Source organism: Thermobifida halotolerans (assembly GCF_003574835.2).
GTDB lineage: Bacteria > Actinomycetota > Actinomycetes > Streptosporangiales > Streptosporangiaceae > Thermobifida > Thermobifida halotolerans.
In genome coordinates this window covers 2,565,871-2,589,343 of the sequence record NZ_CP063196.1, presented here as the reverse complement: position 1 = coordinate 2,589,343, position 23,473 = coordinate 2,565,871, and the positions used below count along the sequence as shown (strand labels likewise).

Genomic DNA, 23,473 nt, shown 5'->3' with positions numbered 1-23,473 from the left:
CCCGCCCCCACACCACCGCGAAACGCCGGGTCCGCCGGGCCCGCACCATCGGCGTGCCCGAACAAGAAAGGCCAACGATGCCCCGACAGCGCGTCGTCGATCCAGCCGCGGCACCGACCGAGCTGCTGGACTCCTACCGCCCCCGGGACTTCCTCTTCTGCTCCGCCTCCGGCGCGCTGCGCTGCCGCGGCGCCCTGGCCACCGCGACCGGTGCCGACGACCTGGCCGAGGCGCTGCGCGGAGTCGAGACCGACAACGGCCGAGCCCCCCTGGCGGTGGGCGCCCTCCCCTTCGACCGCGACGCCCCCGTCCACCTGGTGGTGCCGGAGACCGTCCAGCACGGCCCCTCCACCGCGCACGCGGCCGCGCCCGTCCCCGCCCGCCGCCCGCTCCCCGGAACGTGGACGGCCACCCCGATCCCCGCCCCCGCCGACCACACGGCCGCGGTCGAGCGCGCCGTCAAACTCATGGCCGACGGCGGAGGCGCGGAGCTGCGCAAGGTCGTGCTGGCCCGCTGCCTGCGGCTGACCGGACAGCGGGAGGTGGACGTGGCCACCGTGCTGGCCAACCTGGCCTGGGCCGACCCCACCGCCTTCACCTTCGCCGCGGACCTGCCCGGACGCGACGCCCGCCCGCGCACCCTCGTCGGCGCCAGCCCCGAACTGCTCGTCGCCAAACGCGGGCGCTCGGTGCTGTCCAACCCGCTGGCCGGCTCCGCGCCGCGCCACCCCGATCCCGCCCGTGACCGGGAGCGCGCCGCCGCCCTGCTCGCCTCCCCCAAGGAACGCCACGAACACGCCGTGGTCGTGGAGGCGGTCGTCGAGGCACTGCGCCCCCACTGCCGCCGCCTCGACGCCCCCCGCGAACCCCGACCGGTCACCACCGCCACCATGTGGCACCTGTCCACCCGCGTCACCGGGGAACTGCGCGATCCCCACACCCCCTCGCACGTCCTGGCGCGGGCGCTGCACCCCACCCCCGCCGTCTGCGGCCACCCCACCGACCGGGCCTACGCCGTCATCACCGAGATCGAACCGTTCGACCGCGGCTTCTACACCGGCGCCGTCGGCTACACCGACGCCGCGGGCGACGGCGAGTGGGCGGTGGCCATCCGCTGCGCCGACACCTGCGGAACCACCATCGACCTGTTCGCGGGCGGCGGCATCATGCCCGACTCCGAGCCCGAGGCCGAACTCGCCGAGACCTCCGCCAAACTCCGCACCCTGCTGCTCGCCCTCGGCGTCGACCAGCCCCGGTGACCCCCACGGAAAGGACCCCGATGCTCGACGGCTGCACCCCCTGGCCCGAGGAGTTCGCCGCCCGCTACCGCGCGGCGGGCTACTGGACGGGGGAGACCTTCGGTGAGTTCCTGCGGGAGCGCGCCCGCCGCTTCGCCGACCGCGTCGCCGTGGTCGGCGCGGGACAGCGGTGGACCTACGCCGAACTGGACGCGCGCGCCGACGCGATGGCCACCGGACTGGCCCGCCTCGGCATCGCCTCCGGTGACCGCGTGGTTGTCCAACTGCCCAACATCCCCGAGCTGCTGGAGGTGGTCTTCGCGCTGTTCCGGCTCGGGGCGCTGCCGGTGTACGCGCTGCCCGCGCACCGCGGCAGCGAGATCACCCACCTGTGCGCCACCACCGGAGCGAAGGCCCTGGTGGTCACCGACCGGCACGGCGGCTTCGACTACCGCTCCATGGTCGAGGGAATGCGCCGACAGGGCACCGCCCCCGAGCTGGTCCTGGTGGCGGGTGAGGCGGGCGGCCACGTCCCGCTGGACCGGGCCCGCGCCGAATCCCCCGACCCGGCCGTGTACGCCGCGGCCGACCCCGCCGACGTGGCCTTCTTCCAACTGTCCGGCGGGACCACCGGACTGCCCAAACTCATCCCGCGGACCCACGACGACTACCTGTACTCGGTGCGCGCCAGCGCCGAGGTGTGCGATCTGGGCCCCGACACCGTCTACCTGGCCGCGCTGCCCGCCGCACACAACTTCCCGATGAGCTCCCCCGGCTTCCTCGGGGTGCTGCACGCGGGCGGCCGCGTGGTGCTGGCCCCCAACCCCGCTCCCGAGACCGCCCTCGCCCTCGTCGAGACCGAGCGGGTCACCATCACCGCGGTCGTCCCGCCGATCGCGCTGCTGTGGCTGGACGCGGTGGAGCACGGCACGCAGGGCGGCCGCGACCTGTCGTCGCTGCGCGTCCTCCAGGTGGGCGGCGCCAAGTTCGCGCCGGAGGCGGCCCGCCGGGTCCGGCCCGTGCTGGGCTGCGCGCTGCAGCAGGTGTTCGGCATGGCCGAGGGCCTGGTCAACTACACCCGCCTGGACGACCCCGAACAGGTGGCCACCACCACCCAGGGCCGCCCGCTCAGCCCCGCCGACGAGATCCGCGTCGTCGACGACGCCGACCGGCCCGTCCCCGACGGCGAGGTCGGCCACCTGCTGACCCGCGGCCCCTACACCATCCGCGGCTACTACCGGGCCGACGCCCACAACGCGACCGCGTTCACCGACGACGGCTTCTACCGCACCGGGGACCTGGTACGCATGGACGCCTCCGGCAACCTCGTCGTGGAGGGCCGGGCCAAGGACCAGATCAATCGGGGCGGGGAGAAGGTCTCCGCCGAGGAGGTCGAGAACCACATCCTGGCCCACCCGGCCGTCCACGACGCGGCCGTCGTCGGTATGAGCGACCCCTACCTGGGAGAACGGGTCTGCGCCTACGTCATCTCCCGCAGCGCGCCACCCACCCGGAGCGAACTGCTGCGCTTCCTGCGCGAGCGGGGACTGGCCGCCTACAAGATCCCCGACCGGGTCGAGTTCGTGGAGCGCTTCCCCGCCACCGGCGTCGGCAAGACCTCCCGGCGCGAACTCCGCCGGGAACTCTCCCGCAGATTGGACGCACCCCGATGACACTGCCAGCGATCACCCCCTATCCGCTGCCGCTGCCCGAGCACCTGCCCGCCAACCGGGCGTCGTGGCGGATCGACCCCGCCCGCGCCGTCCTGCTCGTCCACGACATGCAGCGGTACTTCCTGCGGCCCTATCCGGACGGCGCGGACCCGCTGCGCGGCGCGCTCGCCAACATCGCCGCGCTCACCGACGCCTGCCGGGCCGCCCGGATCCCGGTCTGCTACACCGCCAAGCCCGGCGGCATGGACCCGGAGCAGCGGGGCCTGGAGCGCCACTTCTGGGGCGGCGGGATGCGTGCCGCCGCCGAGCACACCGCCATCGACGAGCGGGTGGCCCCGGACGCGGCCGACGTCGTGGTGACCAAGTCGCGCTACAGCGCCTTCGTCGGCACCGACCTGGCCGCGCGCATGGCCGGACAGGGACGCGACCAGCTCGTCGTCACCGGCGTCTACGCGCACATCGGCTGCCTGCTGACCGCGGCCGACGCGTTCATGCGTGACATCCAGCCGTTCTTCGTCGCCGACGCGACCGCCGACTTCACCGCCGACGACCACCGCTTCGCCCTGGAGTACGCGGCGGGCCGCTGCGCGGTCGTCACCAGCACCGACCGGGTGCTCGCCGCCGTGGGCGCCGCACGCATCGACGTTTCGACCGGAGGCTGACATGGCAGGGACCCACCACAGCGCGACAGGCGCCGACGCGCGCGTCCACGACCTGGTCGGAGTCGGTTTCGGTCCGTCCAACCTGGGACTGGCGATCGCCCTGCGCGAGCGCCGCGCCGACGGGCGCTCCCGGATCGGCGGGGTGTTCCTGGAGCGCCAGGAGCGCTTCGGCTGGCACCGGGGCATGCTCCTGGACGACGCGACCATGCAGATCTCCTTCCTCAAGGACCTGGTCACCCCCCGCAACCCCGCCAGCGACTTCACCTTCCTGGCCTACCTGCGGCAGGTCGGCCGGCTGCACGACTTCATCAACCACAAGACGCTGTTTCCGCTGCGCACCGAGTTCCACGACTACCTGTCCTGGTGCGCCGAGCGGGTCGGCGAGCAGGTGCGCTACGGGCGGGAGGTCGTCGCGCTGCGTCCGGTCCGCACGGGCGGGCGGATCACCCGCGTGGACGTGGTGTCCCGCGACGCCGACGGCCGCGAGACGGTCGAGCGCGCCCGCAACGTGGTGCTCGCCCCCGGGCTGCGGCCCAGCCTCCCCGAGGGGGTGCGCGTCTCCGAGCGGATCTGGCACAGCGAGTACCTGCTGCACCGCCTCGCCGTCCTCCCCGAGGCCCCGACCCGCGGATTCGTGGTGGTGGGGGCCGGGCAGAGCGCGGCCGAGGTCGTCGACCACCTGCACCGGCGCTTCCCCGACGTCCCGGTGCACGCGGTGTTCTCCCGCTACGGCTACAGCCCCTCCGACGACACCCCGTTCGCCAACCGCATCTTCGACCCCGAGGCGGTGGACGCCTTCTACGACTCGCCGCCGGAGTTCAAGGACGAACTCATGGGCTACCACCGCAACACCAACTACTCCGTGGTCGACCCGGACCTGATCACCGACCTGTACCGGCGCGTCTACGCCGAGCGGGCCAACGGGACGCACCGGCTCAGGATGCACAACATGACCAGGGTCGTCGACCTCGCCGAGACCGACGCGGGCGTCGACGTCACCGTGGAGCACCGGCCCACCGGCAAGCAGTCCGTGCTCCGCGCCGACCACGTCGTCCACGCCACCGGCTACCGCCCGGTGGACGTGCGCCCCCTCCTCGGGGAGCTCGCCGGGCACTGCGTGTTCGACGACCGGGGCCGCCCCGTCCTGCAGCGCGACTACCGCGTCGTCACCGACGACGAGGTCACCTGCGGCCTGTACCTGCAGGGCGGCACCGAGCACACGCACGGCATCTCCTCGAGCCTGCTGTCCAACGTGGCCGTCCGCGCCGCCGAGATCCTCGACTCCGTCGAGGCCCGCCACGAGGCGCCCGTCCCCTCCGCCTGAACCCCACCCGACCTCTGCCCGGAGCATCCCATGACCTCGAACAACACTGTCGGTGACGGACCTTTCACCATTGAGCGTGTGCGCGCCGACGTCGCCCGCCTGCTCGCCGAGCCCGCCGAGTCCGTCGACGTCGACGAGAACCTGCTGGACCGGGGGGTGGACTCCGTCCGGCTGATGAGCCTGGTCGAGACCTGGCGCAGGGACGGGGCCGCCGTCGACTTCGCCGACCTCGCCGAGGAGCCGACCGTCACGGCGTGGACGGCGCTCCTGCGGTCCTGACCCTCCCCCCTTCCGACCCCCGGGTCCGCGCGGCGCGCGCCACCGCCGCGCGGACCGCGCCCACCCCCACAAGGAGGCGGTATCCGATGCCGGACACCCCCACGACCAGGCTGCCCCTCACCGGCGCGCAGGCCGGGGTCTGGTACGCCCAGCGGATCGACCCGGACAGCCCGGTCTTCAACGTCGGCCAGTACACCGACATCCCCGGCGACGTCGACCCCGACCGGTTCGCGCGGGCCGTCGCCGCCGTGACCCGCGACAGCGACGCGCTGCGGGCGCGCGTGGTGGACGTCGACGGCGTCCCCTTCCAGGAGGTCGCCGCCGAGCACACGCTCCCGCTGGACGTGCTCGACCTCACCGGCGCGGCCGACCCCGAGCGGGCCGCCGCCGAGTGGATGCGCCGCGACCTGGCCGCCCCGGTCGACCCGGCCACCGGGCCGCTGGCCCGCTACGCCCTGCTGCGCCTCGCGGCGCGCCGCTGGTTCTGGTACCAGCGCTACCACCACGTCGCCGTCGACGCCTACGCGGTCACCCTGCTGGCGCGGCGGGTCGCCGAGGTCTACACCTCCCTCGGCGGGGGAGAGGAGCCGCCGCCGTCCCGGTTCGGCTCCCTGGCCGACGTCGTCGCCGCCGAGGCCGCCTACGAGGCGTCGGCGGAGTGCGCGGCCGACCGCGCCCACTGGACGTCGCTGCTGGCCGACCGGCCCGAACCGGCGCTGCTGTCCGACGCGCCGCCCGCGCCCGAGGCGGGCGCGCTCCGCGCGCGCTCGGCCGTCGACGCCGACGTCCTCACCGGACTGGAGAAACTGGCCGCCCGCACCGGCGCCACCTGGGCGGAGACGGTGGTCGCCGGTTATGCCGCCTACGTGCACCGGATGACCGGGGCCCGCGACGTCGTGCTCGGCTCCCCGGTCATGGGACGGCTCGGCACCGCCGCGCTGCGCACGCCCGCGATGGTGGTCAACGTGCTTCCGCTGCGCCTGCGCCTGCGGTCCGCCGACACCGTCGAGGAGGCCGTCGCCGCCACGGTCGCGGCCCTGCGGAGGATGCGCGGCCACCAGCGCTACCGCGCCGAGTGGCTGCGCCGCGACCTGGACGCGGTCGGAGGGGGCCGGGCGCTGTTCGGACCCGAGATCAACATCAAGGTGTTCGACTACGACCTCGCCTTCGACGGGGTGCCCGCGACCACGGTGACCCTGTCGGAGGGCCCGGTCGACGACCTGGCGCTGTCGGTCTACCGCGACCCCGGCGGCGGGCTGCTTCTGGAGGCCAACGCCAACGAGCGCCGCTACACCCCGGACGCCGTCCGCTCCCGGCTGGCCGAGATCACCCGGCTGCTGCGCGCGGCCGCGCAGGCCGCGCCCGGCACCCCCCTCGCCGCCCTCGACCTCGCCGACGAGACGGCGGCCGTGCTCGCCGCGCCCCCGGCCGAGGACGCGCCCGCGCTCGTTCCCGACCTGCTGGCCCGGCTGGCCGAGCGCGACCCCGACGCCACCGCCGTGGTCGCCGGCGCCACCCGCGTCTCCCGCGCCGAACTGGTCGAGCGGGTCGACCGGCTGGCCCGCCTCCTCCACGAGGAGGGGGTCGGCCCCGAGCGGGCCGTGGCGCTGGCCCTGCCGCGCTCACTCGACCTGGTCGTGGCGCTGTTCGCGGTGCTGCGCGCGGGCGGGGCCTACGTCCACCTGGACGCCGCGCACCCCGCCGACCGGCTGGCGCACATCGTCGCCGACACCCGCCCGGTGGCCGTGGTCACCTCGCCGCACTTCGGCGCGGCACTGCCCGACCTCGCGGGCGCGCACGTCGTCGACCTCGCCGACCCCGCGGTCCGCGCCCGCCTGGCGGCCGCCCCGGTCGCCGACGCCCCGCCCGTGCCCGGCCCCCGCCCGGAGAACGCGGCCTACGTCATCCACACCTCCGGCACCACCGGCCGCCCCAAGGGCGTCGTCGTCGAGCACCGGGCGCTGGCCAACCTCGCCGCCGCCCAGCGCACCGGACTGTTCGGAGCCCACCGGGCCGAACGGCTGCGCGTCGGCCACACCGGCTCCTTCGGGTTCGACGCCTCCTGGGACCCCCTGCTGGGGCTGCTGTACGGCCACGAGCTGCACCTGCTGGGCGAGGAGTACGTCTACGACCACGCCCTGCTGGGCGCCTACGTCGCCGAGCACGGCATCGACCACCTCGACTTCACCCCCACCTACCTGCGCGGCCTGCTCGACTCCGCAACACTGCGCCGCGTGCCGGGACTCCTCACCTTCGGCGGTGAGGCCTGCCCCGACGAGCTGTGGCAGGCGCTGCGGTCGCTGCCCGGCACCCGCGCGCTCAACTGCTACGGCCCCACCGAGAACACCGTCGACGCGCTCGTCGCCGACGTCGCCGACAGCGCGACCCCCGTCGTGGGCCGTCCCCTGCCCGGGGTCGCGGCCCGCGTCCTGGACGGCGCGCTGCGCCCGGTGCCCGTCGGCGTGCCCGGGGAGCTGTACCTCGCCGGGGCGCAACTGGCCCGCGGCTACGCGGGCCGCCCCGGCCTGACCGCGTCCCGGTTCGTCGCCGACCCCTTCGGCCCTCCCGGCGGCCGCATGTACCGCACCGGCGACCGGGTGCGGCTGCGCCCCGACGGACAGGTCGACTACCTCGGCCGCACCGACGCCCAACTCCAGGTGCGCGGTTTCCGCGTGGAGCCCGAGGAGATCGAGGCGGTCGCCGAGACCCACCCCGACGTCGCCCGTTGCGCGGTCGCGGCGCACCCCGCCGCCTCGGGCGGGCTGCGGCTCGTGGCCTACGCGGTGCCCCGCGACGGCCGCGCGCCCGCCCCCGAGGCGGTGCGCGCCCACCTCGCCGAGCGCCTGCCCGAGCACATGGTGCCCGCGACCGTCGTCCTCCTCGACCGCCTGCCGCTGACCACCGGCGGGAAACTGGACCGGCGCGCCCTGCCCGACCCCGGGCCCGGGACCGGCGGCGGACGGGGGGAGGCGGCCACCCCCGAGCAGCGGGCGCTGCTGGAGGTGTTCGCCGAGGTCCTCGGCGTCGCCGAGGTCGGCGTCCACGACGACTTCTTCCGGCTCGGCGGGGACAGCATCACCGCCATCCAACTGGTCAACCGGGCCCGGTCGGCCGGCATGGCGCTGCGGGTCCGCGACGTCTTCGAGCGGCCCACCGCGGCCCGCCTGGCCGCCGCCGCGACCCGGCCCGCCGCCCCGACCGGCCGGGTCGCCGACGAACCGGTCGGCGCCCTGGCCCCCACCCCCCTCATGGCGGACCTGCTCGACCAGGGCACGCCCGGGGCGCGCTTCACCCAGACGCAGGTCCTGTGCACCCCGCCCGGACTCGCCGAGGACGTACTCGCCGACGCCCTGGCCGCACTCGTGCGCCACCACGACGCTCTGCGGCTGCGCGTCACCGGACCCGGCACGACCCTGGAGATCGCCGGGCCCGGCGCCGTCCCCGACGGCCTGCTGCACCGCGTCGACGCCGCGGACGCGGCCGACGCCGACCTCGCCGCCCTGCTCGCGCGGGCGGCCGAGCACGCCGCCGACCGCATCGACCTGGCCGGGGGCCGCGCCCTGGCCGCCGTCTGGCTCGACCGCGGGCCTCATCGCACCGGCCGTCTGCTGCTGCGCGTCCACCACCTCGCGGTGGACGGCGTCTCCTGGCGCATCCTCGGCCCCGACCTGCGCTCGGCTGTCGAGGCGCGCGGCCGGGGAGGCCCCGTCGAGCTGGAACCGGTGGGCACGTCGCTGCGCCGCTGGACCCGGCTGCTCGCCGAGGAGGCGCGCCGCCCCGAGCGCGTCGCCGAACTCGACCACTGGCGGCGCGTCACCGACCCCGCGACGCACCGGCCGCTGGGCGCCCGCCCCCTGGACGGGCGCGACACCGTCGCCGCGCGCCGCGTCACCGACCGGACCCTGGACGCCGACCTGTCGGCCGCGGTCCTCACCGGCATCGGGCCGGTCCTCAACGCGGGGGTCGAGGAGGTGCTGCTGACCGCGCTCGCCGTGGCCGCCGCCCGTGTGCGCGCGCGGCGCGGCGAGACCGCCCGGAGCCTGCTGGTCGAGGTCGAGGGGCACGGACGCCGCGAGCTGGCGGTCCCCGCCGACGTCTCCCGCACCGTCGGCTGGTTCACCAGCGCCCACCCGGTCCGCGTCGACCTCGGCCGCGCCGCCGCGGCCGACGTCGGGCGGGCGCTCGCCACCGTCAAGGAGACCCTGCGCGCGGTGCCCGGCGACGGCCTCGGCCACGGCCTGCTGCGCCGCCTCAACCCCGACACCGCGCCCGCCCTCGCCGACGCGGCCCGCCCGGACGTCCTCTTCAACTACCTGGGGCGCTTCGGCGCCTCCGACGGCGAACCGTGGCAGCTCGCCCCCGAGACGGCGGGCGTGGCCCTGGACGAGGACCCCGACCAGCCGCTCACCCGCGGCCTGGAGGTCGGCGTCGTCGCCCGCGAGACCGCGCGCGGCCCCGAACTGGCCGTGACGTGGCGGTGGGCGCCCGGCGTGCACCCCGACGGCGAGGTGGCGCTGTTGGCCGAGGAGTTCACCGCGGCGCTGCGGGCGCTCGCCGAGCACGCCGCCGCCCCCGGCGTGTGCGCGCTCACCCCCTCCGACGTCCCGCTGGTCGGCCTCGACCAGGCGCGCATCGACCGGGTGGCGCGCGACTGGTCGACGCGCGCCGACGTCGCCGACCCCCGCGTCGTCGACCTGTGGCCGCCCACCCCGCTGCAGGCCGGCCTGGTCTTCCACAGCCTCTACGGCGGCGGCGCCGACGCCTACACCACCCAGTCGTGCACCGAGATCGACGGGCCGCTGGACGCCGAGCGGCTGCGCGCGGCAGCCGCCGAACTACTGCGCCACCACGACGGGCTGCGTGTCGGCTTCTGGAGCGACGGCGCGGACCTCGTGCAGTTCGTGCCCGCCGAGGTGGCGCTGCGCTGGCGCGTGCTCGACCTCGGCGGACACGACCCGGCCGAGCAGGAGGAGCGGTGCGCGCGGGTGCGCGCCGAGGAGCGGCGGGAGCGCTTCGACCTCGCCCGCCCGCCGCTGATCCGGTTCGCGCTGCTGCGCCTGGGACGCACCCGCCACCGACTGGTGGTCACCGACCACCACACGCTGCTGGACGGCTGGTCCACCCCGCTGTTCCTGCGCGAACTGTTCACCCGCTACGCCGACCCGGCCACGCCCGCCCCCACCGCCGGATTCCGCGACCACCTGGTGTGGCTGGCCGCCCGGGACACCGGGGCCGCCGAGAGCGCCTGGCGGGACGAACTCGCCGACCTGGCCGAACCCACCCTGCTGGTCCCCGACGCCGACCCGCACGGCGGCGACGGCGTCCAGGAAGAACTCCTCGCCGACCTGGACGAGGCGGAGAGCGCCCGACTGGTCGAGACCGCCCGTTCCCTCGGCGTGACGACCAACACGGTCGTCCAGGCGGCGTGGGGGCTGCTGCTGGCCGGACTCACCGGACGCGACGACGTCGTGTTCGGCGCCACCGTCTCCGGCCGCCCCGCCGACCTGGACGGGGTCGAGCACATCCTCGGCCTGTTCATCAACACCGTCGCGGTGCGGCTGCGCGCCCACCCCGCCCGCACGGTCGCCGAACTCCTCACCGACCTGCAGCGGCGGCAGGCCGCGCTCGCCGAGCACCACCACGTCGGCCTCACCCGGCTGCAGGAGATCGCCCACGCCGCACCGCTGTTCGACACGCTGCTGGTGTTCGAGAACTTCCCCCACCGCGACGCCCTGGCCGCCGAGACCTACGGCGGCGTGCGGCTGCGCGACGTCGAGGTGGTCGACGCCACCCACTACCCGCTGTCGCTCAACGTGTTTCCCGGAGAGCGGCTGCGGCTGCGGCTGTGCCACCGGCCCGACGCGGTCGACGCCGAGCGGGCCGCCGAACTGCTGGAACGCTTCCGCGCCATCCTCGTCCGCATCAGTGCCGACCCGGAGCGGCCGGTGGCGGGGATCGACGTGCTCACCGACGGCGAGCGGCGCGCGGTGCTGGAGGAGTGGAACGCCACCGGGCGGGAGGTCACCGCGCCGCGCCCGGCGGACGCGCTCGCCGCCTGGGCGCGGCGCACCCCGCACGCGGTGGCGGTGCGCTGCGGCGACGCCGAACTCGACTACCGGAGCCTGCAGGAGCGGGTCGACCGCCTGGCGCGCGCCCTGGTCGCACGCGGGGTGCGGCCCGGCGAGGTGGTGGCGGTGGCGCTGCCCCGGTCGGTGGACCTGGTGGCGGCGCTGCTGGCGGTGCAGCGGGCGGGCGCGGTCTACCTGCCGCTGGACCCGGACTTCCCGGCCGAGCGGATCGCGTTCATGCTCGCCGACTCACGAACCGTGCTCCTCGTGGCCACGGCCGAGACGGCGGCGCGCCACGGCGCGGACGTTCCCGTGCTGCTGCTGGAGGAGACCGCCGACGCCTTCGACGCGGCGCTGCCCGAACCGCCCGCCGGGGACGGCGCGGCCTACGTCCTGTACACGTCGGGGTCGACGGGGCGTCCCAAGGGCGTGGTGGTGTCCCACCGCAACCTGGCGAACTTCCTCACCGACATGGCCGCACGCTTCCCATTGGGGGCGGGGGACCGGTGGCTGGCGGTGACCACGGTCAGCTTCGACATCTCCGCGCTGGAGTTGTACCTGCCGCTGCTCGCCGGGGCGACGGTGGTGCTGGCCGACGCCGACACCGTCCGCGACCCCCGGGCACTGGCGGCGCTGGTCCGCTCCAGCGGGGCCACCGTCATGCAGGCCACCCCCACCCTGTGGCAGATGCTCACCGAGCACGCCCCCGACGCCGTCGACGGACTGCGGGTGCTGGTGGGCGGCGAGGCGCTGCCCGTCCCGCTGGCCGATCTGCTCGCCGGGCGCGCCGCGGCGGTCACCAACGTCTACGGGCCCACCGAGACCACGATCTGGTCCACCGCCGACCGCGTCCGCGCGGGCGGGCCGGTGACGATCGGTGCGCCGATGGCGAACACGCGGGTGTACGTGCTGGATTCGGGGTTGCGTCCGGTGCCGCCGGGGGTGGCGGGGGATCTCTACATCGCCGGTGAGGGGGTGGCGCTGGGCTACCACGGCCGGTTCGGTCTGACGGCGCAGCGGTTCGTCGCCGACCCGTTCGGGCCGCCGGGCAGCCGCATGTACCGCACCGGGGATCTGGCGCGCTGGCGGACTGACGGCAGGCTGGACTTCCTGGGCCGCTCCGACTTCCAGGTCAAGATCCGCGGTTTCCGCGTCGAACTCGGCGAGATCGAGACCGCGCTGCTGGAGCGCCCCGACATCGCCCAGGCGGCCGTGGCCGCCCGCGAGGACGAGCCCGGTCGGCAGCGGCTCGTCGGCTACGTGGTCCCCGCCCGCGGCGCCACCGTCGACTCCGCCGAGGTGCGCGCCGCGCTGGCCGGGACGCTGCCCGCCTACATGGTGCCCGCCGCCGTGGTCGTGCTCGACGCGCTGCCGCTGACCGCCAACGGCAAGGTCGACCGCAGGGCGCTGCCCGCCCCCGCCCCTGCCCCCGACACGGGCGCGGCGGGCCGGGAACCCGCCACCGCGCAGGAGGAGATCGTCTGCCAGACCTTCGCCGCCGTTCTGGGCCGCACCGAGGTCGCCGCGGACGCCGACTTCTTCGCGCTCGGCGGCCACTCCCTGCTCGCCACCCGGGCCGTGGCCCGGCTGCGCGCCCTCCTCGGCGTCGACGTCGGCGTCCGCGACCTGTTCGAGGCGCCCACCCCCGCCGCCTTCGCGCGCCGCCTCACCTCCTCCGACGACCGTCGGCCCGCCGTGACCCGCCGCGGGGAGGGGGAACGGCCCGTCCTGTCGCACGCCCAGCAGCGGCTGTGGCTCGTCGAGCAGGTGCACCGCACCGGCGGCGCCTACAACGTGCCGCTGGCCGTGCACGTCGCCGACGTACTCGACCTCGACGTCCTGCGCGCGGCAGTGCGCGACCTGGTGGAACGCCACGAGATCCTGCGCACCCTCGTCCGCGCGGGCGACGACGGAGAGGCCGAACCCGTCGTCCTCGCCCCCGGGGAGGCGACGGTCGACGTCGCGGCGGTGCGCGCCACCGGACCCGTGCCCGCCCTGCTCGCCGACCTCACCGCCGAACCCTTCGACCTGGCCGCCCGGCCCCCGGTCCGGGTCCGCCTGGTCACCGGGGAGGAGGTCGACGGCTGCGTGCTGCACGTCGTCTGCCACCACATCGCCGCCGACGAGTGGTCGTTCGGTCCGCTGCTGCGCGACCTGGACACCGCCTACCGGGCCCGCGCCTGCGGCCGCGCCCCCGATTGGGAGCCGCTGCCGGTGCAGTACGCCGACTACGCGGCCGCCCACCGCGCCTGGCTCGGCGACGCGGCCGACCCCGACAGCCCGCTGCGCCGCCAACTCGCCCACTGGGAGCGGGCCCTGCGTGACCTGCCCGACGAACTCGACCTGCCCACCGACCGGCCCCACCCGGCCGCGGCCACCCACCGCGGCGGACTGGCGCAGGCCGAACTCGACCCGCGCCTGGAGCGGGCGGTGCGCCGCCTCGCCGCCGAGCACGGCGTCACCGTCTTCATGGTCGTCCAGGCCGCGGTGGCGGTCCTGCTGCACCGCCTCGGCGCGGGCGACGACATTCCGCTGGGCAGCCCGGTCGCCGACCGCGCCGACGAGGCCGTCCACGACGCCGTCGGGTTCTTCCTCAACACGCTGGTGCTGCGCGTGGACCTGTCGGGCGGCCCCACCTTCGCCGAACTGCTGGACCGGGTCCGCGCCGTCGACCTGGCGGCCTTCGCCCATGCCGACGCGCCCTTCGACGCGGTTGTCGACCTGCTGCGGCCCGCCCGGTCGGTGAGCCGCCACCCGCTGTTCCAGACGATGGTCTCCTACCAGCGCCGCCCCGCCGACGCCGACCGCCTGTTCGGCTCGGCCACCCGCGTCGTCGAGACCCCGCTGGACACCGCCAGGTTCGACCTGGAGTTCGCGTTCATCGAGGACGGGCACGGCGGAGCGCGCATCGCCCTCAACTACGCGGCCGACCTGTTCGACCCGGCCACCGCCGACCGGCTGGTCCACCGCCTGCTGCGGGTGCTGGAGCAGGCCGGTGCCGACCCGGAGCGGCCGGTGGCGGGGATCGACGTGCTCACCGGCGGTGAGCGGCGCGCGGTGCTGGAGGAGTGGAACGCCACCGGGCGGGAGGTCACCGCGCCGCGCCCGGCGGACGCGCTCGCCGCCTGGGCGCGGCGCACCCCGCACGCGGTGGCGGTGCGCTGCGGCGGGGACGGGTGGACCTACGCGCGACTGGACGCCGAGACCGACCGCCTGGCGCGGCTGCTCGTCTCCCGGGGGGTGCGGCCCGGCGAGGTGGTGGCGGTGGCGCTGCCGAGGACACCGCCACTGGTGGCGGCGCTGCTGGCGGTGCAGCGGGCGGGCGCGGTCTACCTGCCGCTGGACCCGGACTTCCCGGCCGAGCGGATCGCGTTCATGCTCGCCGACTCCCGCGCGGTCGCCCTGCTGACCACCCGCGGCCTCTCCGCGACGCTGCCCGACGCGACCGGCCACCTCCTCGTCGACGGCCCCGACACCCGACCCGACCCCCGCGCGGTGCTGCCCGAACCGCCCGCCGGGGACGGCGCGGCCTACGTCCTGTACACGTCGGGGTCGACGGGGCGTCCCAAGGGCGTGGTGGTGTCCCACCGCAACCTGGCGAACTTCCTCACCGACATGGCCGCACGCTTTCCGCTGGGGGCGGGGGACCGGTGGCTGGCGGTGACCACGGTCAGTTTCGACATCTCCGCGCTGGAGTTGTACCTGCCGCTGCTCGCCGGGGCGACGGTGGTGCTGGCCGACGCCGACACCGTCCGCGACCCGGCCGCCCTGGCCGACCTCCTCACCGGCGAGGGCGCCACGATCATGCAGGCCACCCCCACCCTGTGGCAGATGCTCACCGAGCACGCCCCCGACGCCGTCGACGGACTGCGGGTTCTCGTCGGAGGTGAGGCGCTGCCCCGCCCCCTCGCCGAGGCCCTGGCCGACCGCGCCGCGGCGGTCACCAACGTCTACGGGCCCACCGAGACCACGATCTGGTCCACCGCCGACCGCGTCCGCGCGGGCGGGCCGGTGACGATCGGTGTGCCGATGGCGAACACGCGGGTGTACGTGTTGGATTCGGGGTTGCGTCCGGTGCCGCCGGGGGTGGCGGGGGATCTCTACATCGCCGGTGAGGGGGTGGCGCTGGGCTACCACGGCCGGTTCGGTCTGACGGCGCAGCGGTTCGTCGCCGACCCGTTCGGGCCGCCGGGGGCGCGCATGTACCGCACCGGGGATCTGGCGCGCTGGCGGACTGACGGCAGGCTGGACTTCCTGGGCCGCTCCGACTTCCAGGTCAAGATCCGTGGTTTCCGCGTCGAACTCGGCGAGATCGAGACCGCCCTGGCCCGCGTCGACGGAGTCTCCCAGGCCGTGGTGGTCGCCCACGGCGACGGCTCCGGCCACCACCGGCTCGTCGGCTACGTCACGGCCACCCGTCCCCTCGACTCCGCCGAGGTGCGCGCCGCGCTGGCCGGGACGCTGCCCGCCTACATGGTGCCCGCCGCCGTGGTCGTGCTCGACGCGCTGCCGCTGACCGCCAACGGCAAGGTCGACCGCAGGGCGCTGCCCGCCCCCGCCCCCGCCCCCGACACGGGCGCGGCGGGCCGGGAACCCGCCACCCCCGCCGAGGCCGCGCTGTGCGCCGTCTACGCCGAGGTCCTCGGCGTGGAGAAGGTCGCCGCGGACGCCGACTTCTTCGCGCTCGGCGGCGACAGCGTCCTGTCGCTGCGCCTGGTCAACGGGGCCCGCCGCGCCGGATGGGCGATCACCGGACGGCAGGTCTTCCAGCACCCCGTCGTCTCCGCGCTCGCCGCGGTCGCCGAGCCCCTGACCGGGACCGAGAAGTCGCCCGAACCGGCGCCGACCGAACCCGCCCCGCTGGTCTCGCTCGACGCCACCCAACTGGACCAGCTCGAATCACTGTGGAGGAGACGGCGTTGACCCAGGAACCCAGCGGAATCAGCGAGGTGCTTCCCCTCGGCCCCCTCCAGGAGGGCCTGCTGTTCCACCACGCCCTCACCGGCGCGGACGCCGACGTCTACGCCGTCCAGTGCCGCATCACGCTGCGCGGCGCGGTGGACGGCGGACGGCTGCGGCGGGCCGCGGGCGCGCTGCTGCGCCGCCACCCCAACCTGCGCGCCGGGTTCGCCCACGAGGGGCTGGACCAGCCCGTGCAGTTCGTCCCCGCCGACGTCGACGTGGACTGGACGGCCGCCGACCCCGGCGGGGCCGGGGACGCCCCGGTCGGGCGGATCGCCGAGCGGGAACTGGCGCGCGGCTTCGACCTGGCCGCCCCGCCGCTGATCCGCTTCGCCCTCGTCGGCGGCGACGCCGAGCACGTCCTCGTGGTGACCGCCCACCACATCCTGCTGGACGGCTGGTCGCTGCCGCTGCTCGTCGACGAACTGTGCGCCCTGTACGCGTCGGACGGCGACGAGGCCGCCCTGCCGCCCGCCCCCGCCTACCGCGACCACCTGGCCTGGCTCGCCCGCCTGGACCCGGCGCCGGCCGAACAGGCGTGGCGCACGGCACTGGCCGGCCTGTCCGGACCGTGCCTGGTCGCCCCCGGCCGCCCCGGCGGCACCCGGCCGCCCGAACGCCGCACCCGGGCCCTCGGCGCGGAGTTCAGCCGACGGCTGCGCGAAACCGCCCGCACCCACCGGGTCACCCTCAACACCCTGGCCCAGGCCGCGTGGGCGGTGGCGCTGGCCGCCCGCACCGGGACCGACGACGTGGTCTTCGGCCAGCCCGTCTCCGGCCGCGCCCCCGAGGTGGCCGGCTCCGAGGCCATGATCGGCCTGTTCACCAACACCCTGCCGGTGCGGGTGCGTCTCGACGCGGGCGAGACGGCGGCCGCGCTGCTGCGGCGGCTGCGCGCCGAACAGGCCGAGCTGGTCGACCACCACGCGCTGGGCCTGGCCGCCGTGCAGCGCGCGGCGGGCGGCGGGGCGCTGTTCGACACCCTGCTGGTCGTGGAGAGCTTCCCGCTGGACCGCTCCCGGCACGCCGCCGACCACGCGGGAATGCGCGTCGTCGACGTCGAGGTGCGCGACGCCACCCACTACCCGCTGGCCCTGGCGGTGCTGCCGGAGGAGGAGATCACGCTCCGCCTCGACCACGACCCCGACCGCTTCCCCGCCGAAGACGCCGAGGCCGTCCTCGACCTGGTGGTGCGCGTCCTGGAGCAGCTCACCGCCGACCCGGACCGGCCGCTGCGCCGCCTCGACCTGCTCGGCGACCGGGAGCGGGCCGCTCTGGCCCGGCACAACGCCACCGGGCGGCCGGTGGCGGCCACCACCCTCACCGCGCTGCTCGCCGCCGCCGGACGCGACCACGCCGACCGGGTGGCCGTCATCGCCGACGACGCCCGCCTCACCTACCGCGACCTGCACGAACGGGCCGGACGCATCGCCGCGCTGCTCACCGGGCGAGGTGTGGGCCGCGACCACGTGGTGGCGGTGGCGCTGCCCCGCTCGGCGGAACTGGTGGCCGCGCTGCTGGGGGTGCTGCGCGCCGGAGCGGCCTACCTGCCGCTGGACCCCGACCACCCCCCGGCGCGGCTCGCCGCCATGGTCGCGCGCGCCCGCGCCACGGCGGTCCTGACCTCGCGCGAGGCACTGCCCGGACTCGGCGGGGCGCCGCCGCCCGGCACCGTCGTGCTGGACGATGCGGAGGTCCGCGCCCGCCTGGCCGACCTCGATCCCGCCCCGCCCGCCGACGTCCACCCCGACCAGCTCGCCTATGTCATCTTCACCTCCGGTTCCACCGGCGAGCCCAAGGGCGTGGGCGTCTCCCACCGGGCCATCGCCAACCGGCTGGAGTGGATGCAGCACACCTACCGGCTCACCCCCGACGACCGGGTGGCGCAGAAGACCCCCGCCGGGTTCGATGTGTCGGTGTGGGAGTTCTTCTGGCCGCTCACCGCCGGCGCGGCCGTGGTCGCCGCCCGCCCCGGCGGCCACCGCGACCCCGCCCACCTCGCCTCCCTCATCGCCGACCGCGGGGTGAGCGTCTGCCACTTCGTGCCGTCCCTGCTGCGCGTCTTCCTCGACGAGCCGACCGCCCGCCGCGCCACCGGCCTGCGCCTGCTGATCAGCAGCGGCGAGGCGCTCGACGCCGACCTGGCCCGCGACCTCGCCCGGACCCTGCCGGACACGCGCCTGGAGAACCTGTACGGACCCACCGAGGCGGCCGTGGACGTCACCCGCCACCCGGTGCTCGGCGCGGGCGCCGGGCCGCTCGGCGCGACCGTGCCCATCGGCCGCCCCGTGTGGAACACGACGCTGCACGTCCTCGACACGGCGCTGCGCCCCCTGCCGCCCGGCGCCGTCGGCGAGCTGTACCTGGGCGGCGTGCAACTGGCGCGCGGCTACGTCGGCCGTCCCGACCTGACCGCGTCCCGGTTCGTCGCCGATCCGTTCGGCCCGCCGGGAGCGCGCCTCTACCGCACCGGCGACCTGGTGCGCCGCCGCGCCGACGGGGCGGTGGAGTACCTGGGCCGCACCGACCACCAGGTGAAGATCAACGGGGTGCGCCTGGAACCAGGGGAGGTCGAGGCCGCGCTGCGCGCCCTGGACGGGGTGGCCGACGCCGCCGTCGCGGTGCGCCCCGCCCCCTCGGGCACGCCCCTGCTGGTCGGCTACGTCGTCCCCGGCACCGCGGCCCCGCCCGCCGCCGAGACGCTGCTCCGCCGACTCGCCGCCGTCCTTCCCGCCGCGGCCGTGCCCGCCTCGCTGGTGTTCCTGGACGCGCTGCCGCTGACCGCCAGCGGCAAACTCGACCGCGCCGCGCTGCCCGACCCCGAGCCGCGACAGCGGGCCGGGCGGGCGCCGCGCACTCCGGGAGAACACGTCCTGTGCGCGGCCTTCGCCGAGGTCCTCGGCCTGGACGAGGTCGGCGCCGACGCCGACTTCTTCGCCCTGGGCGGCGACAGCGTCTCCTCCCTGCGCCTGGTCGGGCGGCTGGTGCGCGAGGGCGTGGACCTCACCGTGCGCGACGTGTTCGTGCACCGCACCCCCGAACGGCTGGCCGAGGCGGCACGCCCCGCCGAGGAGCGGCCCGCCGAGTCCGAGCCCGAACCGGCGGGCGAGGAGTTCACCGACCTGCTGGACCCCGGCGAGTTCGCCGAACTCGCGCGGATGTGGCGCGAGCAGGACTGACCCGACCCCCACGAGCAGGAGAGACACCATGACCACGAGCGCCGCGGACCCCAGGGAGATCCAGGAGGTCCTTCCGCTCGCCCCCCTCCAGGAGGGGCTGCTCTACCACTCCACCGTCGACGAGTGGCAGTTGGACGTCTACACCGTCCAGAACATCTTCACCTTCGGCCGCCGCGTGGACGCCGACGCCCTGCGCGCCGCCGCCGACGCCCTGCTGCGCCGCCACCCCTCGCTGCGCGCCGGATTCTGGTACGAGGGCGTGGAGCGCCCCGTCCAGTTCGTCCCCCGCGAGCTGGCGGCGTCCTGGCGCGAGGTCGACCTGTCGCACCTGGACGCGGCCGAGGCGCACCGCCGCCTCGACCGGCTCCGGGTCGAGCAGCGCGAACGCCGCTTCGACCTGACCCGCCCCCCGCTCATCCGCCACGTCCTGGTCCGCCTGCCCGCGGAGCGCGACGTCCTCGTGCTGACCTTCCACCACATCGTCATGGACGGCTGGTCGGGGGAGCTGTACAACGCCGAGCTGATGGAGGTCTACCGCAACGGCGGCGACCCCTCCCCCCTGCCGCCGCCGCGCGCCTACCGCGACTACCTGGTGTGGCTGTCCAAGCAGGACACGGCCGCGTCGCTGGAGGCGTGGCGGCGCGCCCTGGAGGGGGTGGAGGAGGGCACGCTGGTCTCGCCCGCCGACCCCGGCGACGGCACGGTCATGCCCAGGACCGTCGACGCCGTCGTCGACCCCGCGCTGCTGGACCGGACGGGCGCGCTGGCCCGTAGGGCGGGCGTCACCGTCAACACCGTGCTGATGACGGCGTGGAGCCTGGTGCTGCGCTCCCGCACCGGCGGCGACGACATCGTCTTCGGCAGCACCGTCTCCGGCAGGCCGCCCGAGATCGACGGGGTGGAGACGATCGTGGGGGTGTTCTTCAACACCGTCCCGGTGCGCGTGCGCGTCCGCCCCGGCGAGCCGGTCGTGGACCTGCTCCGCCGCGTCCAGGCCGAACAGGCCGAACTGCTGCCGCACCACCACGTCGGCCTCGCCGACATCCAGCGCGCCCTCGGCGGCGGCCGCCTCTTCGACACCCTGTACGTGCTGCGCAACATCCCCTACGACGACGAGGGCTACCAGCGGGTCCGCGCCGCCACCGGACTGGAGTCGGTCACCGGCGCCGACGCCACCCACTACCCGCTGACGTTCGTCGCCCAGCCGGGCGAGGACTTCCGGCTCAGCCTCGCCTACCGCGGCGACGTCGTCGACGAGGAGCTGGCCCGCACCCTGTTCGACCGGTTCCTGCGGCTGCTGGAGCAGATCACGGCCGCCCCCGAGGAACCGGTGGCGGCCCTGGACGCGCTGTCGGAGACCGAGCGCGCGGCCCTGGCACGCGCCCACGGCGACACCGCGCGCGCACTGCCCGAGCAGAGCCTGGTGGAGCTGTTCGAGACCTCGGCGCGCACCTGGCCGGACCGCACCGCCCTGGTCGCCCGCGACGCCACGCTGACCTTCGCCGAACTCAACGAGCGCGCCAACCGGCTGGCCCGCCTGCTGCTGGAGCACGGCGTGGGACCGGAGAGCCTGGTCGCGATCGGCCTGCCCCGCTCCAGCGACTGGGTGGTCACCCTGTTCGCGGTGTTCAAGGCGGGTGCCGCCTACGTGCCCCTCGACCTGGAGCACCCCGAGGGCCGGCTGCGCGCCGTGCTCGCCGACACCGCGCCCGCGGTCACCGTCACCGGCACGGCCGCGCTGGGGCGGCTGCCCGCCGACGCCGGCGGGACCCGGCTGGTGCTGGACGACCCCGAGACGCGCGCCGCCCTGGCCCGCACGGACCCCGCCGACCCCGTCGACGCCGACCGGCCGGTCCCGGCGCGCGGCGACCACCTCGCCTACACCATCTTCACCTCCGGCTCCACCGGTCGTCCCAAGGGCGTGCAGGTCCCCGCGCGGGGACTGGTGAACATGCTGGTCAACCACCGCGAGACCATCTTCGGCCCGGTCGTGGCCGCCCTGGGCCACCGGGTGCTGCGGGTGGCGCACACCGTGTCCTTCTCCTTCGACATGTCGTGGGAGGAGCTGCTGTGGCTGGTCGACGGGCACGAGGTGCACCTGCTCGACGAGGAGCTGCGCCGCGACTCCGACCGGCTGGTCGACTACTGCCGCCGCCACGCGGTCGACGTCGTCAACGTCACCCCCTCCTACTGCGGCCAGTTGATCGAGGACGGCCTGCTCGACGGGGGCCGCCACCGGCCCGCGCTGGTGCTGCTGGGCGGCGAGGCGGTCAGCGACACCGTGTGGCAGGCGCTGCGCGACGCCGACGGCGTCCTCGGCTACAACCTGTACGGGCCCACCGAGTACACGATCAACACCCTCGGCGGCGGCACCGCCGACAGCGCCGCCCCCACCGTGGGCGGCCCCATCGCCAACACCCGGGTGCACGTCCTGGACTCCGCGCTGCGGCCGGTCGCCCCCGGCACGCCGGGGGAGCTGTACGTGTCCGGGGTGGGGCTGGCGCGCGGCTACGCCGGGCGCGGCGACCTCACGGCCGAACGCTTCGTCGCCGACCCGTTCGGCCCGCCGGGGGCGCGCATGTACCGCACCGGCGACCTGGTGCGCTGGGACTCCCACGGCCGCCTCGACTACCTGGGGCGCGTCGACGACCAGATCAAGATCCGGGGTGTGCGCGTGGAACCCGCCGAGGTCGTCGCCGTACTGGAGGAGCGGCCGGACGTCGCCCAGGCCGCGGTGGTGGTCCGCGAGGACGCCCCCGGCCGCAGGAAGTTGGTCGGCTACCTGGTGCCCGCCGCGGGCCGGGAGGTCGACACCGCGCGGCTGCGCCGCGACCTGGCCGACGCGCTGCCCGCCGCTATGGTCCCCGCCCACCTGGTGGTGCTGGAGCGGCTGCCGCTGACCGGCAACGGCAAGCTGGACCGCGCCGCGCTGCCCGCGCCCGCCGCCCCCGAGCGGAGGGGCCGCGCTCCCAGGGACGACACCGACCGCCAGTTGTGCGAGCACTTCGCCGCGGTCCTCGGCGTCGACGAGGTGGGCATCGACGACGACTTCTACGAACTGGGCGGGCACTCGCTGCTGGCGATGCGGCTGGCGGGCCGCGTCCGCAGGCGGATGGGGGTGCGCCTGGGCGCGGGAACGCTGCTGGCCGCGCCCACCGTCGCCCGGCTGCGCGAGTACCTGGACGGCGAGCGCCGCGACGACCTGCTGGCCACCGTGCTGCGGCTGCGCGAGGGCGGGCGGCGGCCCCCGCTGTTCTGCTTCCACCCGGCCAGCGGGTTCAGCTGGTCCTACGCCGCGCTGGCGCCCTTCCTCGACCGGGAGCGCCCGCTGGTGGGCGTGCAGTTTCCCGGACTGCGCGGGGAGGAGCTGCCCGAGACGATGGACGAGCTGGTCGAGCTGTACGCCGGACACGTCCGCCGGGTGCAGCCGCAGGGCCCCTACCACCTGGTGGGCTGGTCGTTCGGCGGGCAGGTCGCGCACGCCCTGGCCACCCTGCTGCAGGCGGAGGGGGAGCGGGTGCCGTTCCTGGCGCTGCTGGACACCTATCCCACCGACGCCGAGGAGGTCGCGGCGGCCGGGGGAGTGCCCAGTGCCGAGGAGGCCGAGCAGGAGGCGCTGGATTTCCTGCTGTCCAGCTCCCGGCGCGAGCTGCCGAGCTGGCTGGGCAGGCCGTGGAAGCGCGACGAGGTGGTGGAGTTCCTGCGCGACAGCGACGGCGTGTGGGCGGAGTTCGACGCCGAGACCATCGACCGCGTGGTGCGGGCCCGCATGTACACGATGGACGTCATGTACCGGACGCGCTACCGCGTCTACGACGGCGACCTGCACTTCTTCACCGCGGCGGCGGAGCGCGACGCGGAGTCGGGGATCGGCGCGCACCTGTGGCGGCGCTACGTGACCGGCGAGGTGCACGACCACGAGGTCGACTGCGGCCACAACGACCTGACCGGCCCGGCGGCGCTGTCGGTGGTCGGTCCGGTCCTCGACGCGGCGCTGCGGCGCGGCGACGGGTGCCCCTGAGCGCCCCGCCGTGACCGTCACGATACGGACACGGCTGGCCGATCGGCGCGGAGAACCCACCAAAACC

Annotated in this window: 8 protein-coding genes; all 8 read left to right on the top strand. The window is 75.9% G+C overall.

What is annotated here, in order from left to right; genetic code table 11:
* Positions 1-77 precede the first annotated feature (77 nt).
* The 8 genes from NI17_RS11525 (at position 78) to NI17_RS11490 (ending at position 23,406) form a co-directional block, all read left to right on the top strand.
* Complete coding sequence (locus NI17_RS11525) at positions 78-1,259, top strand: isochorismate synthase (RefSeq protein ID WP_068693944.1); 1,182 nt, start codon at positions 78-80, stop codon at positions 1,257-1,259.
* A 20-nt stretch (positions 1,260-1,279) separates the two neighbouring features.
* Positions 1,280-2,911, top strand: coding sequence for a (2,3-dihydroxybenzoyl)adenylate synthase (locus NI17_RS11520; RefSeq protein ID WP_068693946.1), 1,632 nt, complete (start codon positions 1,280-1,282; stop codon positions 2,909-2,911).
* The gene (locus NI17_RS11515) at positions 2,908-3,573 is read left to right on the top strand and encodes an isochorismatase family protein (RefSeq protein WP_068693948.1); all 666 of its coding nucleotides are present in this window, start codon (positions 2,908-2,910) and stop codon (positions 3,571-3,573) included. Before NI17_RS11520 ends, NI17_RS11515 begins: the two co-directional genes overlap by 4 nt.
* Position 3,574: 1 nt before the next feature.
* Positions 3,575-4,897, top strand: coding sequence for a lysine N(6)-hydroxylase/L-ornithine N(5)-oxygenase family protein (locus NI17_RS11510; RefSeq protein WP_068693950.1), 1,323 nt, complete (start codon positions 3,575-3,577; stop codon positions 4,895-4,897).
* Positions 4,898-4,927: 30 nt separating this feature from the next.
* Entirely contained in the window at positions 4,928-5,176 is a 249-nt protein-coding gene (locus NI17_RS11505) for a phosphopantetheine-binding protein (RefSeq protein WP_068693952.1), read from the top strand.
* 86 nt (positions 5,177-5,262) lie between these two features.
* Complete coding sequence (locus NI17_RS11500) at positions 5,263-16,167, top strand: non-ribosomal peptide synthetase (protein WP_243597692.1); 10,905 nt, start codon at positions 5,263-5,265, stop codon at positions 16,165-16,167.
* On the top strand, positions 16,164-19,385 hold the full coding sequence (locus NI17_RS11495) for a non-ribosomal peptide synthetase (protein ID WP_243597691.1): 3,222 nt from the start codon (positions 16,164-16,166) through the stop codon (positions 19,383-19,385). Before NI17_RS11500 ends, NI17_RS11495 begins: the two co-directional genes overlap by 4 nt.
* Positions 19,386-19,413: 28 nt before the next feature.
* Positions 19,414-23,406, top strand: coding sequence for a non-ribosomal peptide synthetase (locus tag NI17_RS11490; RefSeq protein WP_068690721.1), 3,993 nt, complete (start codon positions 19,414-19,416; stop codon positions 23,404-23,406).
* The last annotated feature ends 67 nt before the right edge of the window (positions 23,407-23,473 follow it).

Excerpts from the sequence above, each read along its gene's own strand:
- NI17_RS11525 (WP_068693944.1), top strand. The coding sequence starts at position 78 with ATGCCCCGACAGCGCGTCGTCGATCCAGCCGCGGCACCGACCGAGCTG.
- NI17_RS11520 (WP_068693946.1), top strand. The coding sequence starts at position 1,280 with ATGCTCGACGGCTGCACCCCCTGGCCCGAGGAGTTCGCCGCCCGCTAC.
- NI17_RS11515 (WP_068693948.1), top strand. The coding sequence starts at position 2,908 with ATGACACTGCCAGCGATCACCCCCTATCCGCTGCCGCTGCCCGAGCAC.
- NI17_RS11510 (WP_068693950.1), top strand. The coding sequence starts at position 3,575 with ATGGCAGGGACCCACCACAGCGCGACAGGCGCCGACGCGCGCGTCCAC.
- NI17_RS11505 (WP_068693952.1), top strand. The coding sequence starts at position 4,928 with ATGACCTCGAACAACACTGTCGGTGACGGACCTTTCACCATTGAGCGT.
- NI17_RS11500 (WP_243597692.1), top strand. The coding sequence starts at position 5,263 with ATGCCGGACACCCCCACGACCAGGCTGCCCCTCACCGGCGCGCAGGCC.
- NI17_RS11490 (WP_068690721.1), top strand. The coding sequence starts at position 19,414 with ATGACCACGAGCGCCGCGGACCCCAGGGAGATCCAGGAGGTCCTTCCG.